General features: G+C 46.6%; 8 protein-coding genes. 1 reads left to right on the plus strand and 7 read right to left on the minus strand.

What is annotated here, in order from left to right; translation table 11 throughout:
• Nucleotides 1–145: 145 nt before the first annotated feature.
• Both BLV50_RS08325 and BLV50_RS08330 read right to left on the minus strand, forming a co-directional pair.
• Nucleotides 146–1,609, minus strand: a complete 1,464-nt coding sequence (locus tag BLV50_RS08325; protein WP_072733198.1) for a sensor histidine kinase — start codon at nucleotides 1,607–1,609, stop codon at nucleotides 146–148.
• Nucleotide 1,610: 1 nt separating this feature from the next.
• Nucleotides 1,611–2,327, minus strand: a complete 717-nt coding sequence (locus BLV50_RS08330; RefSeq protein ID WP_072733199.1) for a response regulator transcription factor — start codon at nucleotides 2,325–2,327, stop codon at nucleotides 1,611–1,613.
• Nucleotides 2,328–2,488: 161 nt separating this feature from the next.
• Here BLV50_RS08330 and BLV50_RS08335 point away from each other — a divergent pair, with 161 nt between their 5' ends.
• Nucleotides 2,489–3,253 (plus strand): hypothetical protein, encoded by a 765-nt coding sequence (locus BLV50_RS08335; protein WP_090806944.1) that lies wholly within the window; start codon nucleotides 2,489–2,491, stop codon nucleotides 3,251–3,253.
• Nucleotides 3,254–3,455: 202 nt separating this feature from the next.
• Here BLV50_RS08335 and BLV50_RS08340 read toward each other — a convergent pair whose 3' ends face one another.
• From BLV50_RS08340 to BLV50_RS08360, 5 genes are all read right to left on the minus strand, one after another.
• Entirely contained in the window at nucleotides 3,456–5,972 is a 2,517-nt protein-coding gene (locus tag BLV50_RS08340) for a glycoside hydrolase family 38 N-terminal domain-containing protein (protein WP_090806946.1), read from the minus strand.
• Nucleotides 5,973–5,996: 24 nt separating this feature from the next.
• Entirely contained in the window at nucleotides 5,997–6,773 is a 777-nt protein-coding gene (locus tag BLV50_RS08345; RefSeq protein WP_218135376.1) for an ROK family protein, read from the minus strand.
• A gap of 188 nt (nucleotides 6,774–6,961) precedes the next feature.
• Nucleotides 6,962–8,866, minus strand: a complete 1,905-nt coding sequence (locus BLV50_RS08350; RefSeq protein WP_090806950.1) for a class I mannose-6-phosphate isomerase — start codon at nucleotides 8,864–8,866, stop codon at nucleotides 6,962–6,964.
• Nucleotides 8,867–8,961: 95 nt separating this feature from the next.
• Complete coding sequence (locus BLV50_RS08355; protein ID WP_090806952.1) at nucleotides 8,962–9,888, minus strand: AraC family transcriptional regulator; 927 nt, start codon at nucleotides 9,886–9,888, stop codon at nucleotides 8,962–8,964.
• Nucleotides 9,889–9,986: 98 nt separating this feature from the next.
• A complete protein-coding gene (locus BLV50_RS08360) occupies nucleotides 9,987–17,252 on the minus strand; it encodes an endo-alpha-N-acetylgalactosaminidase family protein (protein ID WP_177031141.1) in 7,266 nt (2,421 codons plus the stop codon).
• Between the last annotated feature and the right edge of the window lie 34 nt (nucleotides 17,253–17,286).

A 17,286-nucleotide genomic window follows, 5' to 3' on the forward strand; every position in this document is an offset into this window, starting at 1 on the left:
TATGCAGGGAGAGCAGAGTAAACACAAAGCAAATTAAGCGGAGTATTTATATTGGTGATTGGCGACACGAACCCCTTCGAGCATCTCCTCTATTTCTCTTTGAGGTTTGGTGCAGCTAGAAGGATATAGTTGTCGTCTTTTTCTTTCAGACACGCTGGGCCGCAGGGAAGCCGAACGAAATTACAGCTCCTCCCTCCTTATGGTTGGTGGCCTGAATCAGCCCGCCGCAGCGTTCCACAATGGCCCGGGCAATCGCCAGACCCAGTCCGGACTCACCGTCTTTTCCTTTGACAAAACGGTGGAATAAGGTGGGCAGCAGCTCCTGCGGAAAGCCGGGACCGTCATCCGAAACGGATAGCGCGATCTTCCCTTTTTCCAAGTTCGCAGTGATGTGAATTTCTTCTTTGGCGTATCTTGCGGCATTCGTCACGACGTTGAGCAGTGCCTGCAGCAGTTTATCCTGATCAGCCATGACGAACAGCTCTTTATTCTCTGGGCAGGCGATATGGAGTGTAAGTCCTTTCTTTACAAGCAGCGGATTGACACGTTCGGATGTTTCCGTCAACAATTCGTTCAGACTGACCTTGGAAGGTTTGAAGATATCCTCTTCACTATCCAGCTTCGCAAGCAGCGTCATTTCGGTCACAATCTTGCCTAATCTACCGCTCTCCCCCAGGATCACGTCCAGTCCTTTACGAACGTTCTCACCTTCAAAGATTCCATCTCGAATGCCCTCCGCATAGCCTGCAATGGACATCAGAGGGGTCTTCAGCTCATGAGAAGCATTCTGGAAAAACTGCTTCTGCACCTCATTGAACCTGTTCAGTTCGCCAGCCATCTCGTATACCGTCTGTGCCACAGCTCCAATCTCACCGCCAGCCTTGACCAGCTGCACATCCGTGAAATGACGTTGTTTGACCTTCTTAAGTTCCTGCTTCAGATTCATCAATGGCTGAATCAGCCTTTTCGTAATAAACAAACTGAGCAGGAACATAATGGCTCCAACGATACAGATCACCAGGATGAGACGACCCAGAAGCGCCTGTTCAATTGCTTTGATCTTGCTCATGGGCGTCAAAAGAGTCAGGGTTCCTTGGGGGATGGGACTGACATCCATCACATAACGCCCATCCGTTCCCTTCCACAGGTCCTTGATGCTGGATGAAGTGACCGCTGTGTATTTCGACAAGTTTGCTGGTACAGCTTCAGTCAATGTGTTACTGCTCGCCATTCCGGTTGTACCACTCACAGACAAAGTCCCTGACAGCACATTTCCGTTAAAATCAGTGACAAAGGCTTCAACATCCGCAGGAATGAGTGTTGAAGGAGCACTCGTAACTTCTCCCGTTACCAACTGGACGGACTGCATACCCGTTATATTCGAATTAGACATCGTGACCGCAGCTCCAGTAGAAAGTACAGGACTCATTGTGATATCCCCTGCTTTCGTTATAGAAGCGGACATCGCCGCACTTAACGTCTTGAGATCATTCTTCTCTGTCCCAATGAAATGATCCAGCAGCACATAATGAAGTAAAACGGCCGTGACGGAGAGGATCAGAACCAGTGACAATCCGAACGCAAGGTTAATTTGATGAACAAGTTTCATATTAAACTTCACTCCGATCTGTACGCATACGATACCCGTGTCCCCACACCGACTCGACGGGAAGTTCCTCAATTTTTTTGCGAATCCGCTTAATTAAATGATCCACGGCACGGTCACTGCCAAAATAATCTTCTCCCCAGACAAAACTGAGCAGCTCGTCCCTCGTAAACGCACGATTCGGATGTTCAGCCAGTACCTTGAGCATGGTGAATTCTTTGCTGGTCAGGTCCACTTCTTCCCCTCTCCATATGGCCCGCCTCTCTTCCAACATTAATTGAAGATCACCGGTATCGATTCTTGGCGTCGCAGCTTCGCTTACAACAGCTCTTTCTTCCGCACCGGTAAGTCTAATCCAACGTTCCAGCTGCCGCTTGATGCGGGCTACCAGCTCACGGGGGCTGAAAGGCTTCACCAAATAATCGTCACTGCCCAGCTCAAGGCCAAGTATTTTGTCCACCTCATTATCCTTCGCCGAGATCATAATAATGGGTACCTCTCCTTCATTCCGGATGCGTTTGCACAATTCATAGCCATCCATCCCGGGCAGCATAATGTCCATCACCCACATGCTCGGCGGACTTATTCTATATAAAGACCAGGCATCCTCCGCATTAGCAAGGCCTATCGTTCGATAGTTCTCTTTGTGCAAATAAGCTTGAATCAATGTGCGTATATTTTCGTCATCGTCTACAACCGCGATGAGGTAATCGTTATTCATGAACGGGGCCTCCTGTACTTTTCTCTATAGTGAGTATACCAAAGGTATATATATGGGAAGAGCTTTGCCATTGTTTTTCCACAATTACACCAATATTGTGCCACACTCCTCCGGTAAATTGATAACTGTAAGACAAACCAAACCATAAGGAGTGTTACAAAATGAACTACAGTTTTAAATTCAGAAATGTTGCCCTGTCCGCCCTGCTGCTCACTGCGATCTCCGCACCGATTGTCGCGAATGCCGACAGCGCCGCTAACGCAAATGCTGTTACAAATGGAACTACTACCTTGAAAGAAGCTAAATCCGCCATTGCGACCTTTACATTGGCTAATCCGGTGGAGCAGGCCAAAAAGTACGCGCCAGAAACAGTAAGCGAATGGGAAAAAACGCTAGCCCGTTACAATAAACTGCTTTCACAAAACTATACATCCCAAGTAATGGCCACTTTGGTTGCTGTTGACGTAGACTCTGACGAATGGAAGAAAGTTTCCGAGAACGCCAAACCAGGTGAGATCAAAGAAATGCAAGCCTTAAAGGTTGAGGAAGGCAAACTTACCTCAGTTGAGAGTGTAAAAGCCGAAAAATTACCTAATTCCGAAAATAAGAACACCTTGTCTTTCTCCATTACCACAAGCAGTTCGGATCTGAAAGGATTAGTTGAGAATGCAGAATCTGGAGTTGCAATTGCCGTCAGCCCTCTGAATCTTGACGAAAAATCAACCGGAACAACAAGCGCGGTTATAGCAAATGCTGAAAGTCTTCAATTTAGCGGTACTACAGCTGCGAGTGCATTCTTCTTAGCACAAAGTAATTTGAATAATGCTGTAACAGCAAAGGACGAAGCGGCAATCAAGACTTCCCTTGCCGACCTTCTGAAGCAATACAAAGCGCAAATTACTGAGCTAGAGGCAGCTCAAGAGTAGGTTTAAATACATTTCAGCTTTAACTACATCATTAAGCAAAAACGCCAAATCTTACACGAACTAAAAGACCGAACGCCAACAACCAGCAAGCCTCCACATGGAAGCCTGCTGGTTGTTGTTTTGTTGGCTATAAGCTATATCTGCTACGTGTTATCTAATGCCTGCCCTGATCTTAAATGAGTCAGGGCTTTTGCTCTTCGGTTTATTTTTCGTTAACCCGGGTAACTACAAATGGCTCGTTCAACGCCTGCAGAGCTGCGGCCATATCTTCAGCTGAAAGTCTGCTGCCAGCCGAAATATGATATTGAAACTCATAGAAGCCGCCCAAGGTCGCTTTGAAATTCGTTTCCCAATAATTTGTCATCAGCCAGGCATAGGCTTCCGGTTGAGCGTCAGGTGCTTGCTGGGTGTGGACCTTTCTGGTCCCGTAATCCAGCGTTCCCCATTGTACGAGAGGTGTGTCCGGGACAGCAAGCAGCAGACTGCGGTCATGATCCTGCCAGGCAATGCCCGACTGTACAGCGGAATAATCCAGGCAAGTTCCCGGAATCTGATCCTTCCAGGGGCGAACAAGGCCTCCTGGCTTGTCGGCAAACAGGGAAACCGGCCCAGTGCCTCCCGGGTTGAACGGTAGGGCCAGATAAACGTTCTCCGGATTCCAGATGCTCTCTTTATGGAACCGCGCCGAAATATCCATCCGGTTTTGACGGGTATAGATCCGCAAGTGTAGTGAAAAATAGGCGATACCCTTGAGCTGATAACCAAGCTCAACGGTAGCATACAGCGGTCCATTATCCACCGCTCGCACGGAGATAAGCTGACCAACCGAACGCTCCACGTTCAAGCCTTTACGGTTGCGTCCCATTTTGGAACGGACGCTCCATACCTGAGATGCATCCGCAGGGTTCGCCGGGTTGGTCACCTCATAGATGGGTGTAAATGCCCCATACAGATCATCCGCTTTCAGCAGTTCGCGTCCTGTCTCCTTATCGATCCACGACACAATGCCGCGCTCTTTCGACCAAGTCAAGCGTACAAAAGGGGACTCCAGCCCAGTTTGGCAAACGGAGATCGGCGCTTGCTGTCCGCCTGTCGTTAAGGAATACATATCCTCCATATCATACACCTGGTCAGCACCGATCAGCTTCGAATTGGAGGTTGACGTTAAGGAAGAAAGACTCTTCTGCGCTGCCAGGAGTGGGCGCAGAATCAGTATGCAACTCTCCATGCCTTGGAGTTTAAGCTCCGCAATAATCGTCTGCGGGTGGCTTGACTGCTGGATCAGCACCTGTCCCGTGTCCTCCCGGATTACTTCTACTCCGTTCAATAGCTCATCCGGTTCCCATCCTTCAAGCTTCAACTGAACCAACTCGGTTACCTCCCGCTCCGAGAGATTCGTTACCTTGAAGCGATAAGGACGCCCCGGGCACAAGGTGGCGGCATTATCGGCAAGCAGCACTTGATCTAGCGCGCGGTAAGCAAGCCTGCTTGCCTCTGCAGCGTGAGCTGTCTTGCGAACCTCAAGCATCTGCACATTTTTGTGCCACGGTTCATAAACAGAGGAGTGATACCCCCAAGTGTGTTCGGCATAAAAAGTAAGCGCCTGCTCTACAGCCTCGATTTCCTGGAGACTAACACTTTTCTGTTCAGGGTCGAGCTTTTCCACCTTGCGAAGTGTCCGCTGTGCGTCACGGTAAATCTGAGTGTGCATCGGTGTGGAGCTTACACCGTCCGACCACCAGTCAGGCCAATCCCCTTTATGCACAGGCAGACCATCCGTCCCTTCCTCCTTCAAGCGGGCAAAAAAGCCACTCAACGTACTCATCTCCACGGAGATTCCCTCGCCGTTTTGACGGTTCCATGCATCGATCCATTCCATGATTGCGCTATTGGGCGATCCGTTGTCTGTGGGCAATCCGGACAGCATCATCGGCACGAAATCGTATGGATACTGCTCCGCCTCAAGCTGGGCCAAGTACCGGTGGATGCGAATATTGGCGATTTGATTATGAATGTTCGCTGTTTCCACAAGTCTGTGGCCGAATTCATCACGAATCATGTATTTGCCAAGCGCACCAGGACAGAAACCAAGCTCGTTGCCAAGCATGTAGTGGTCTCCATTCCAGACCAGCAGGCGTTCCCCACTTGGAGCTTCCCACCAGAAAGGGGACTGCTTGCGGCCCAGCGCATACATGCCGTGATGAGTATGTATACAGCTGAATAAATGTCCGATTCCGTTATTTAGCAGGCTATCGGCATATCCCCAGCTGTAGCCATTGATATCCGCCGTCATCGCACTGTCTATTGGGTGACCGATAGATTTGGCATATGTCTGAGCTTTGCTGTGTATTTTGTTCAACAACTGTAGGTCGGGCAGCTCGGTCATATTCAAATACGTGCCGGAGAGCTCGATATCGCCGCGCCGCACGGCATCAGCAAATGCAACTTTTTCCTCGTCTCGAGCCTGCTTCAGGAATTTCTCCACAGCCCAGAAGGTCTCACAGGTCCAACGGAACCCTTTCCACTCGGGGTTTACACCGTTATGGGCATCATTAACAATACGCAGCGCCTGACGGATAAAATCGATATGATATTGTTCAATCTTCTCCTGCCGGTCAGTATAACCAATGTCAGTATGGGAATGGTGAATGACATATATTTTCCATTTCCGTTTAAGCGTCGGGATGGCGGCCTGTTTGATTTGTTGTTCGAGTGTCATCTTTTTTTCTCCTTTATTGGTGGATTAGGTACCTTTTACGAGTTGGAAAATCCCGTGGAACACATGCTCTTGCATTTGTTTCTCATTATGCTGAGAAATCTTCTCGGGCAAGAGCGCTTCCGAAAGCGCGCCGCCAAATAGATCATGGGTTTCGGCAATTTGTCCCCCCAGGATCAGACGAGCGGGGCGAAACTCTGCCACGTACGGACGCAACATTTCCCCAAGCCGCTGGCCGTAAAGCTGCCATACACGGATGGCGGAGGAATTCCCCTGTCTGGCCGCTATGGCCAGATGGTACACGTCCTCTCCCTGCCTTCGAGCATCATGGCTATCTGCCAAGTCCAAAATCCCTCGGCTTCCGAACAGATCATCCACGGTTCCTCCGTTGTATTGCTCGGCATACAACATGCCAGAGTCGGGAATTCCCCATTTCCCGCTGACAATGGACTGGTTCTCAACAAAAGCGGAGCCGAGGCCCGTTCCCAATGTAAGGCAAAGCAATCTGTCCTGTGGAAAAAGCCTGCTGACCCCCAGAGCGAACAGGGCAGCATCATTGCCAAAACGAATATCTGCGGCGGCAAGCTGGGTCATCCATGTAGCAGCAGTGGGCTCCGCTGCAAGCGCCGTTAATTCACACCGCAGCAGTGTTTTTAGATTGAATTCATAAAGCTGCTCGTATTTATTCAATCCCTGGATACGGGAAACGCCTGTGTCGTATTCAAAAGGTCCGGGGAAAGCAAAACCGATGTGAAAATTGGCAAAAGTGCCCCGGGTCCCTTTATCGGTACTTAGCCTCTCCATGTAGGCGACGTATGCAGCGGCAAGCTCCTGGATCACGCCAGCCAGATTGGAGGCGATTTCATACGCGCTACTGTCGGAGTGCGATGACCTTTTGACATAAAGTTGTGGCAGAAGATTCCCGTCACTCAGTACGACGGCACCCTTCAAAAAGGTCCCCCCGGCATCAATGGCAATCGTGACGTCAGGGTTCATAAGCGCTCACCAGATTTCCAGTGATGCGGGAGCAAAGGCATGTTCCAGTCTGGCGAAACCTGTGCCCGGATCAGAGTGCACGATCGGTCACCCAGAGACTCCAGACGGAAACCTCCGACGGAGGCAGGAACGATATACGCTTCCGCGTACCCCCACTCCACAGCCGCTGCCTCATCATCCAGCGGAGTCAGCCGCACACGATCGCCTTCTACGAGGTTGAACATAACAAACTCTCCAGCCGTGTCGTCGATCCACTCTCCGTCCAGTTTTAATCTTTTGATCTGAAAAAGCAGATCCTCCCGTTCGCCCAGCAGCTCTTCCTTGCTGTCTCCCTGTACCCGGCTTTCCTTTGGAACCGCTATCAACTGCTTCTGAACGTATTCCGTGTCAAACTGTTCCTGCATGTTGGCTCTGGCATGATCGCCGTTGATCGGACGCGGCCGCCCGTCTCTGTCTAGCCGCAAATGGTCGTATATTTTGAAGGTAAACCACCAGGTTGTCGAAGAGATCTCCAGCACCAGATTGTTTTTGCCCGAAAAATGTACGGCTCCCGGCGGGATCAGAAACAGGTCACCCTTATTCGCATCCCAAATATTCACATATTCTGGGATCTTCAGCGGTTGTCCCAAGGTGTGGGCCGATTCAACCGCCTGAAGCAGCTCCTCCCCGGTTGTACCCTCTGTGAAACCCAGTCCCACAAAAGGTTTGGTGCCTTCCTTCTGTTCCATAATGTAATAGGATTCCTGCTGCGTCATCGTTTCGTTGAAGGTCTGCTCGATGTAAGCCTGCTGGGGGTGGACCTGCAAAGACAGATGATCCCCGTCGATCGTATCGAGATAATCAAACCGGATCGGAAAATAGTCGCCAAACAGTTGCACATTGCGCTCGCCCATAATTGCTTCTGGATGAGCAGACAGTAATAGCGGGAAAGGAAGCTCCACTATAAAATCCCGATAACCGATTAATATCGTGTTTTCCGGTGCGATAGGTTCAAACCCCCATGCGCAGTTATTCCAATCCTTAGGTAGGTCGCATAGTTCTTTTAAATACTGTCCGCCCCAAATCCCCGGTGCAAAAAACGGCTTTACTCGAAAAGGCTGCTGGGCTGTTGAAGCCAAAAGTCGGCGCAGCATAGGAACGGTGACCAAAATGGGTCGTTCCCGGTTGTTCGTATCCACGTAGTAGTCAAAGTCATACAAGTGGCGTTTGCGATATTCCTCCCAGACGGGCCACTCCAGAAACAAGGCCTGTTTATAGGTTTCGACCGTATCCAGGCAAGGACCTAACCCCAGAGACCCCATCCCCTGCTGATGCAGTTTCTGCTGTGCTTCTCTCGATAAGTCGCAAAATAGAGAAACGTTCGTTAAACCTGATGCTGTAGAAAGGAAACCAGAGCCAGGCCCAAAGGTCACAACGATGGGGGCTAACTGATCTACGTTCGGCGACTGGGCCTCTGCATGTTCAGGGGAATGATAAAGCCGAAGTTGATCATCTACATCACTGAGCCAGACCGACTGTGCATATGGCCGGAAATAATCCTTAACGCTGACGTCCGAGGCTACAACGCCAAAAGCACGGTTATCCGTCAGATAAGGGTGAAACTGCTGAAGCAAATCTGCAGAAGACTTTAAATAATCAGCGCTGTCAATCTCAATTAAAACCCTGCTCTCTAGGTGGCAGCGCGACCGAAGTATTTCCAGACATTCGCTGAATGCGGCACCATGCGTACCGTCAATGACCATATAAAAAGGAAGCAAATCATTCTGTACACATTCGGGCCAAATTAGATCAAGCCATTCTTCATACGCATTCCAGATCCCCGGTTCTGCCTCTTGGTCGGGCTGAAGCTGAATGAAATTAATTGGGTTGGTTTGAAAGGCCAAAGGGGCTATTCGGGGCATGTTTAAAACCTCCAACTCTATATCGATTTATGTTCATCATTGTATAGGGAGTTGGAGGTGCTGTCTTTAAACGATCAAGCTGTGTTTTTGTACAATCAGGACATTCGGGGTGGGTAATGCATTTTGCCAGAGCGGCCTTCGGCAAACTGATTGCGTCGGAATTTGGCCGGGGAAACACCAAGCTCACGGGTGAATATCCGGGTAAAATAATGCACGGATTGGAACCCGCACTGGATAGCGATATCTTTAATTGGTGTCTGTTCATTTAACAACAGCCCAGCGGCTTGCCGCACGCGCCGTTCCTGAATGTAATGAACGAAGGACTGCCCTAGATTTTCCTGAAACAATCGGGTCAGGTGACGGGATGAAATGTGGAGGTGCCTTGACACCGTCATAAGCGTAAGCTCATTGATCAGATTATCATCAATGTACCGTTTGGCCTGTCGGAACAACGTATTTGGTTCCACGGGCTGCTCTCCCGTGTCGGCCGAGTCTGTTTGAGTCGGAACGTGCAGATCTGCTATCGATAACAGCAGAGAAGCGGAAATTTGCTTTACAGCAAGAGGAAGAGTTGCCCCAGGCTGGTCGAAAGAAGTAATGAGCGCTTGCCATAAATGGCCAGTTGGCGTAAGGTCCGCTTGCTGGGCTACGCTTTGTCCAAGCTCCGCAAGACGACGGAAGAATTCAGTATAATAAACATCTGTGTGGACTTCATCCAGTTCGAAAGCCACATAAGAAAGTGTCAGTCCGGTCTGGCTGCGAATTTGATGCCATACGCCTGGAAGAGATAGAAATGCTGTTCCTTTATTTAAAGCATAATGCTGGTTTTGTTCTATGTAGCTTCCTTCACCGTCTACCACATAACAAGCCTCAAAAAAGGAATGCCGGTGGAAGGCATTGTCGAAATGATCGGGCATGAATCCCCAATACAAAATGGACAATGAAAGCCCTGTTTGCTCCACTTTTGTAATATAACGATTGCATATTTGATTGGCCCGGCGGAAGCTGGCTTCGATGGTCATGGCGTTCCTCTCCCTTCAAGCTCTCATTATACGTTTGCATGGCAAAAAGGCAAACCGGAAGTCGGTCTGCCTTTTTGAATATTTTTCAACTAGGTAAATCAGATGATGCCCTTTTCACAATACGTTAATAATCTGCTAAATAAAACAGCTGCCTCAGCCCGGGTCAGATTACGTTTCGGATTAAGCTTGTGATCTGGTGTTCCTTGAATGAGTTCAAGCTCAATGCAAATCGCTAATGCTTCCCTGGACCAGATTCCAGCCTTATCCGCATCTTTGTATTTAGACAGTACCATTTGCGTTGTATCGGAGACTTCTGGCAACCTCCCTTTCATCTCAAGGGTTCTTACTATAATAACGGCCATCTCTTCACGGCTTAAGGGTTTCATAGGTTCAAATAAATTACCCGCATACCCCTTAAACAAACCTGCATCCGCCACAGCACGAACATCATCCTTATACCACTTATCTTCGGTTACATCTTTAAATGATGATGACCCTTCAGCCTTAAGAGCAAATGCTCGGGTTAACATCGCTGCAATTTCAGAACGGTTTATCGTCAGATCTGGAGCAAATTTCTGATCATTCATGCCCTTGATAATCCCTTTGCTCACAAGAGCTTCAATTTCCTTGCTTGCCCAGTGTCCAACCGTATCGAGAAATGCTTTGGGTTTGGTGTTACCCGTATCCGGCTTAGCTCCAGTTTGGTTATCCTGATCAGACCCATTATTTGTTCCTGTACCAGGATTAGGCTTGGTATCGGGTTTCGTACCAGTGCTTGGATTTGATCCGGTGCTTGGATTTGATCCAGTGTCTGGGTTTGATCCTGTTCCTGGATTTGTACCCGGATTGCTGTTGTCTTTCGCCTTTACTTTGACAGTCGCAATCGCTTTAATGTCCGTCCCATTGACCGCGCCTTTCATCTGAAAAGTACCTGCCTGTGCGTAAAGGGAAGGATCAATCGTTTCCCATACAACGGTGGCCTTCTCAGTCGTATCGTTACTCAAGGATACAGTCACTTGCGAAGGCAATATCGGTATAGAGCCAGCTTCCGTTTCAACCTGTACACTCTCAATAGATACGATGTTAACTGCTAATTTTTCTTTAATGTAGAAATCATCCAGAATGAAGGCGTAATCAGAAGTAGGGCCTCCAGCGCCTTTGGATACCATTTTGAAAATAACTTGGTAATCATTTTGATCACCTGTCGTGAATTTTTTCTGGAAGCGAATATAACCCCCATCTTCACCCTCTTTATTACCCGGATTAGGTAGTGTGCTCAGTGTTTCCTTCAGCACAATTTCACCAGTGGAGCGTGATTGTACAGAAACCTCATAACCAGCATACTTTTCTAAGGTGTAAATAAAGCCTAAGTCATATTCTGTGTTTGGTTCCATTTTCACGCTGGATTCATTCGTTTTTATTAATTTACCAACATCGGTTTCATTCACTTTCAACGAATTCTCACCATCCAGAACCCAGGTCATTACAGGACCAACCTTGTTCTCAGATGCGGATACAACAGGGTTGTCATCCTGTTTATTACTTTGATCGGTTGCAATATGAATTTGCCTATCCCCACCACCGTACTCAAAAGGACCCCAGCCTTCGTACACATTTTCAAAATCCTCATATACAACGTAGCTCTTATTCGTAGGGTCCTTCTCTACAGTTGTATGCTTCCAAATTCGTACATCGTCAAATTGAACAGTACCCGCTCCCCGATCAGCTACAAGCTTAACTGTCGCGGAATGAATGCCTTCCGGAACCTTGAATTCAACATTCATTCTTTGCCATTTGGTGTCCACGTACTTGAAGGATGATTTATGGATGCCATCTTGACCTGTCACATGATTGGAATAGGTTTGACCATTAACCGTGACCTGAAGCGAGGATTTCCTCCCCTTTTCAGTCTGTGTCCACACTCCGACGGTGTAATCCTGACCAGGCTGCAATCCGGTAATCTCCTGCGAGATTACACCTGAATTACTGCCGACCTCTGCGTATCTGTTCCAATTCGATTTGTTCATTTCTTTAGTGATATCGTATTCTGTATCCCCTGGAACAGTCTTGATTGTAATGTTTGCTGGATCATCGACTGTCCATGAACCTGGAACATTGAACTTCTCTGAATTGAAGGCAAAATCCTTGATCAAACTGCCTTCTCCCCAATTCCCTGCATTAGGCACCAAAGTCAGGGCATCAGCAGTTGTTGGATACAATACATAAGGCGTATTTTTCTTTGCCTTCGTAATCGTAAGAGATTCATTCCGAGCGACCAGCGTATCCACTAGAACTTTACCTTGTTGGGTCAATTCGTACATATTAAACTGCTTCACATCTTTAAATTCATCCGTCAACTGCCAAGTGGTCGAGTTACCTGTTGTGTTCCAGTGGTACAGCTTCGCACCATCGTTAATACCCAAGGTTTGATTAGCTTTTATATCCCACACCCATGGGATTAACGAGTTAGCCTCACCTGTATGACGCACTGATTCATCGGTAGTTGTTCCGGTATCTTTCCAAGAAGAGATCAGCTTGCCATTCTTGGTAAGCTCAATCATACCGGTGGATTTATTTCTCTTAGAGACGACATCATTATCAAAAGTTACTTGGTCTTCTTCATATTTCAGCACACCGAAATGCTGCATATACTTCGTCGGCAATACTTCATTGAAGAATACTGTTACACCCTGCTGTACGTCTGGCTTAGAATCCCCCCAAGTGGTCACACCAGGAATTTTTTGTCCTTTAAATAAAGCGTTCCCCACAAAAATATCCAGATTGTTCTTCACCATTCTAGAAAGGATACTCTTGTTCCCTTTATTGGGATATCCCAAATCCGGACCCCAGTGAACGAAATCGACACCCGGTTCAATCGGACCTGAGAATTCTGTTCCTACTTTGACTCCAAGACCATTGGCATATTGCAACAATTTATAGGCATTGTAGTCATTGCCGGTATACACGTCTACATAATAGAAATCTAACGCAGGATCTTTAGGGTTGTTGGCGTCCTTCGTGAGATTATATAGATTGGTTAACCGTGATTTCAGTTCATCACTCAGGACATCCTTCGTTTGATCTACATAATAAGCTGTATCGATCCAATCCCAACCTTTGGAGAGCTTATCTGTCTTCGGTCCATTAGCTGTAGCCCCAGTTAAATTGGAGTAATCCAGTTCGTTGGCATCGAGATGATATTCGGTTGCATTCAAATGTACGCCGACGTGAAGGTTGTACTTATCCCCCTCATCGATCAAATAATTGAAATCATCCAATCCACCTTGTCTTATACCAATATTAGAGTAGGAAGGAATATCATCATCATGCCCCTCCGCCTGATAGCCCTTATGCAGAATCATCTGTCCAAAACCGTCTGTAAAATTATACAGAACTTTTCCCGTATCCAAACTGTTCAAGAACGGATCATTAGCTTGACTCGCAAAATTGAAGGCAATGTACATCATATTGTTCTTCATATCCTGTGCGCCAAATGGCTCATTGTAAATTTCCGTTCGGTAAGCGACAGCAGCATCCTGCCAATCTGTCTTATCGTCATTATTGCGTTCCCCAGTAACGACCACTTCATACCATGGCAACTCTTCAGTCTCACTACTTTGAAGATGTCGATACGTCCAACTGCCTGGCTTCACCGTTATTTTATTGACAAGCGTTTTTTTCTCTGTGGTGATTATCAATTTATTGCCACCGCTCATGACATTGTCCTCTGCCGATGCTGCCAGGCCATCTCCACTCACCATAGCCATCGTTACACCGGTCGTACCGCTTTGCTTCATAAGAGACATATCGTCAACCAGTTCCTCTGAGACTCCGTGCCACTCCCCGTTTGACTTACTCCATGCATACGATGCGTCTTTCATTGAACTATTCACATGAATCAGAGCGTTGTTCATTTGAATTGAACGCACAAAGAAATCCGGGCCGTCGGAAATTTTATCAATTTCAAATCGGACTACATTGTTCGCCTTTGCCTCGAGATGCCCATCAATCACAACGCCGATCTCATCAAAAGTCATCGTGTACTGATATGTGCTAGCACTCTCTTTCTTCGACACTGTACGTGGTACATAATCCTTATTATTAATCTTCACACTATTCGTTTGCTCCACGTCAGCCTGCAGCTTGTGATGATCCACTTGATACTCTACAATGCCTGGAAAATCTTTATATACACTAACGGTCATACCATCATTCTCAATCGTATCTGTCTCTTGCGCCAGCTTCAGCTTAGGTAGCGACTCAAGTTCGACCATTTTGAGGTTACTCACCGTCATTTGTTTGGTTCCATACCATGAACGAAGACCAAACCAACCCGGCACAACAGCCATCGATTCTTCAATTATCGAACCCATATCTGTAGCTACGCCATCAGGACCCGTAATGTTGAGACTAACCGTTGTTCCCACCAAACGAAGCTCAATATGATAATTTGTATTGGCCTGCATCTGATACGTATTGGGAAAGGATATCTCATTCCCGTTACTTGTTGTGACCTTCCATTTCCCATTAATATCATGAACGACACCTACATATTTGTCAGCTGCCGAACCTCTCACGATAAAACCATAACGGCCACCATCTGATCCTGCGGAAACATTCGTGTTAAAATCAAAAGTGAGTAGCTGATCAGCGAATTTTGGGCTATCCTTATCCACGGCTAATGAAACCCCTGGCATGTTCAATCGGATTTGGCTATTTCCATTCGCAAGAACCTCTGGTTTACTGTTATCAAGAGGACCCCAGTTCTGCGCATTATAATCTGGTGCATACACCCGAACCTCTTCTGCAGTGATCGCGTCTATCTTGCCTTGAATCGCATGGGTCGCAGAATTGTAGATGCCAAATGAACCTGGTGTATATCCAGTTACATTCACACTGCCAGCCCTAATTCCATTCACGTAAAGGCCTAGCTCGTTCTCGATCATTTCTACACGTAGCGTGTAATCTTTGCCAGAAGCAAGTGTAGTAGTAGCACCAATCTCAAAGGCATCATTACTGCCTTCCAGCTTGTATTTCCAATTCCCCGGACTTTCTTCGTAAATCACGATATTTCCAAGTGTAATCCCCGCAGCTCCATCCGCCTGCATTTTCACTTGATATATGCCGTTGGCTACTGGTGTTACATCCTTATTGATAGCAGCCGTTCCAGCATCCAACATCCCTTGCAAATATCCACTAGAAACTTGCGGCGTATCCTTGAAGCCTTCCCAATTTACGATTGAATCACCTTCATAGTACTCTTCATATCTCAGCTTGCCAACATGGGATGAAGACGTATTCATATCAAGGAATTCTTCAGTAAAAACAACATTATCAATATAAATGTAATTCTGCGCAACTACCCCAAAAGACCCTTCCCCGAGTTGCTGCACTGTCGGTAAGTTTGCTTGCAATGTAGCGCCATTAATACTTAAGATCACAGAATGATCAGAGTATTGAAGTCCAACTTTGTTCCAGGTATTAGGTAAAGGATTGAATTCCATCGCATCAGAAATGACAAAGTCAGTGCTGGTCCCATCCTTATTCAACAATACCCATTTCGTGCCTTCATATTTCACAATAGCACCATCGCCTATAACAAATCCGATATCCGATGTTGCTGGCTTCACATTCAACATATATGTGGCGCTTTGCAAGGACGGTGCATCCAAGTTCATTACATTGTCTTTGATATTGGATAGTCTCAATACCCGATTACTACCTTCTGTAATAATTGTAGAATCAGCACCAGTCCAAGTACCTTTAATTCCATCCTCAAAATCATTACTGTATTGTGCAATTTGTTTGGGTTCAATGATCTCATTCGTATATTGTACATTGTCGATTTGAAGCTCTACAGTGCTTCTAATGCGTAGCCCGAAGCGCCCAGCTGCTTCAGAATACTGTTCAAAAGTAATATCGCCAATCCGCTTTTTATTCAAAAAAACCGTTATTTTCTTACCATTAAAATTAAACATGAGATTGTTCCAACGCCCTTGAATCGGATAAGGAATCTCTTGCTTATCTCCCCAGCCCGTATTGGACTCCGGTATCCAGCTGCTCGGATCAACCCCGAGTTCATTGAAAATACTTGCTGAATCATTCATTCTGAAACCAAACGCAAATCCTTGTCCGCTAATCAATTTGTCCGGATTAACCAGTTTGAAATCTAATGAAAGAGTTCCTTGTTGAATTTGTGGCGAATCCAGATCCACACCTCGTTCGCTAGATCCTTTTTTAAGGGAGAGAACTTTATTGCCCGTAATATCCGTCACGACCGCTGCTTTCAGCCCTGACCAATGGGGGGTATAATTGGAGTCTTCATAATCTTGAACATAATTAACAATGTTTGAAGGTTTCTCCCTCGTGCCCACACCTTCAATTCTCACACTCTTGATGGCAATCTCTCCTGTAGCATAGCGCTTATACAGCCCGACTTGACCTAATCCAGACAACGAACTCAATAAATCAGTATTCTTATTGTAATAAGTCACGTCGTCTACAATGATCAGAAGCTTTATACCATTAAAGCCGATTTGAATGTGATAATCTGTGTCCATTTTTAGTTCTGGTCCGTCAAATGTTTCCCACTTACTTGTACCATCCGGACTCTGAATAACCCAAGTTGTGCCGGCATCATAACGAATAGCTATGCCTTGGTTACTATCATTAGATCCTAGAACAAATCCAATATTGCTTTGGTTTGTGCTGGTATACCGCATCGTTGTATCTATGATTCCTCCGGAGAGCCAAGGAGCCTTATCCCATGTTGCTATAGCTCCACTGCCACCCAGATTGTTAATTGTTACTGTCAATCCATTGTTTACTGAAGTAGTTCCATTTCCTTTGACGAAAGTCATGGTTTCCGGTTCCATAGACTGATAGTTATTCATATAAGAAACAACCTCTTGATTACTTGGAACATTATTTTTGACTTCTTCTAGGAAAGCACCTATATCTACATTCCCTGTTGTTTCCATATCCTTTTCAAGAACCGTGATTGCAGCTTCAGCTTTAATACTCGTTCCCTCTACAGATCCCTTTACGGTAAATGTCCCTACCTGCGCATAGTCAGAAGATTCGATTGGATCCCAGCTCACCATGACTTCTGCGGTAGTGCTGTCACTGTATACTGCTTGTATTACCGATGGAATAGCTGGCTGCTCATCAACGTATGTTTCAACCTTAATCGGGGGGATGCTCTCGATCGTTTTTTCCTGTGGCTCAATTGGCAAATCACCAAATTCTCCTGAAGTAGCATAAACAGTATTGCTAGGGAGTACCATCAACTGACTTGAAGCAACCAATAAAACCATCATCCAAATCCATAATTTGAATATCATTTTATTATTTTTTTTCCGCATCAAATCGTTCCTCCTACAATAGAATGCTAGATTT

It is taken from the genome of Paenibacillus sp. 276b (assembly GCF_900107875.1).
Lineage (GTDB): Bacteria > Bacillota > Bacilli > Paenibacillales > Paenibacillaceae > Paenibacillus > Paenibacillus marchantiae.

Bases quoted from the DNA above. Each gene is read 5' to 3' on its own strand.
- BLV50_RS08325 (WP_072733198.1), bottom strand. From the start codon at position 1,609: ATGAAACTTGTTCATCAAATTAACCTTGCGTTCGGATTGTCACTGGTT.
- BLV50_RS08330 (WP_072733199.1), bottom strand. From the start codon at position 2,327: ATGAATAACGATTACCTCATCGCGGTTGTAGACGATGACGAAAATATA.
- BLV50_RS08335 (WP_090806944.1), top strand. From the start codon at position 2,489: ATGAACTACAGTTTTAAATTCAGAAATGTTGCCCTGTCCGCCCTGCTG.
- BLV50_RS08340 (WP_090806946.1), bottom strand. From the start codon at position 5,972: ATGACACTCGAACAACAAATCAAACAGGCCGCCATCCCGACGCTTAAA.
- BLV50_RS08345 (WP_218135376.1), bottom strand. From the start codon at position 6,773: ATGGAGAGGCTAAGTACCGATAAAGGGACCCGGGGCACTTTTGCCAAT.
- BLV50_RS08350 (WP_090806950.1), bottom strand. From the start codon at position 8,866: ATGCCCCGAATAGCCCCTTTGGCCTTTCAAACCAACCCAATTAATTTC.
- BLV50_RS08355 (WP_090806952.1), bottom strand. From the start codon at position 9,888: ATGACCATCGAAGCCAGCTTCCGCCGGGCCAATCAAATATGCAATCGT.
- BLV50_RS08360 (WP_177031141.1), bottom strand. From the start codon at position 17,252: ATGCGGAAAAAAAATAATAAAATGATATTCAAATTATGGATTTGGATG.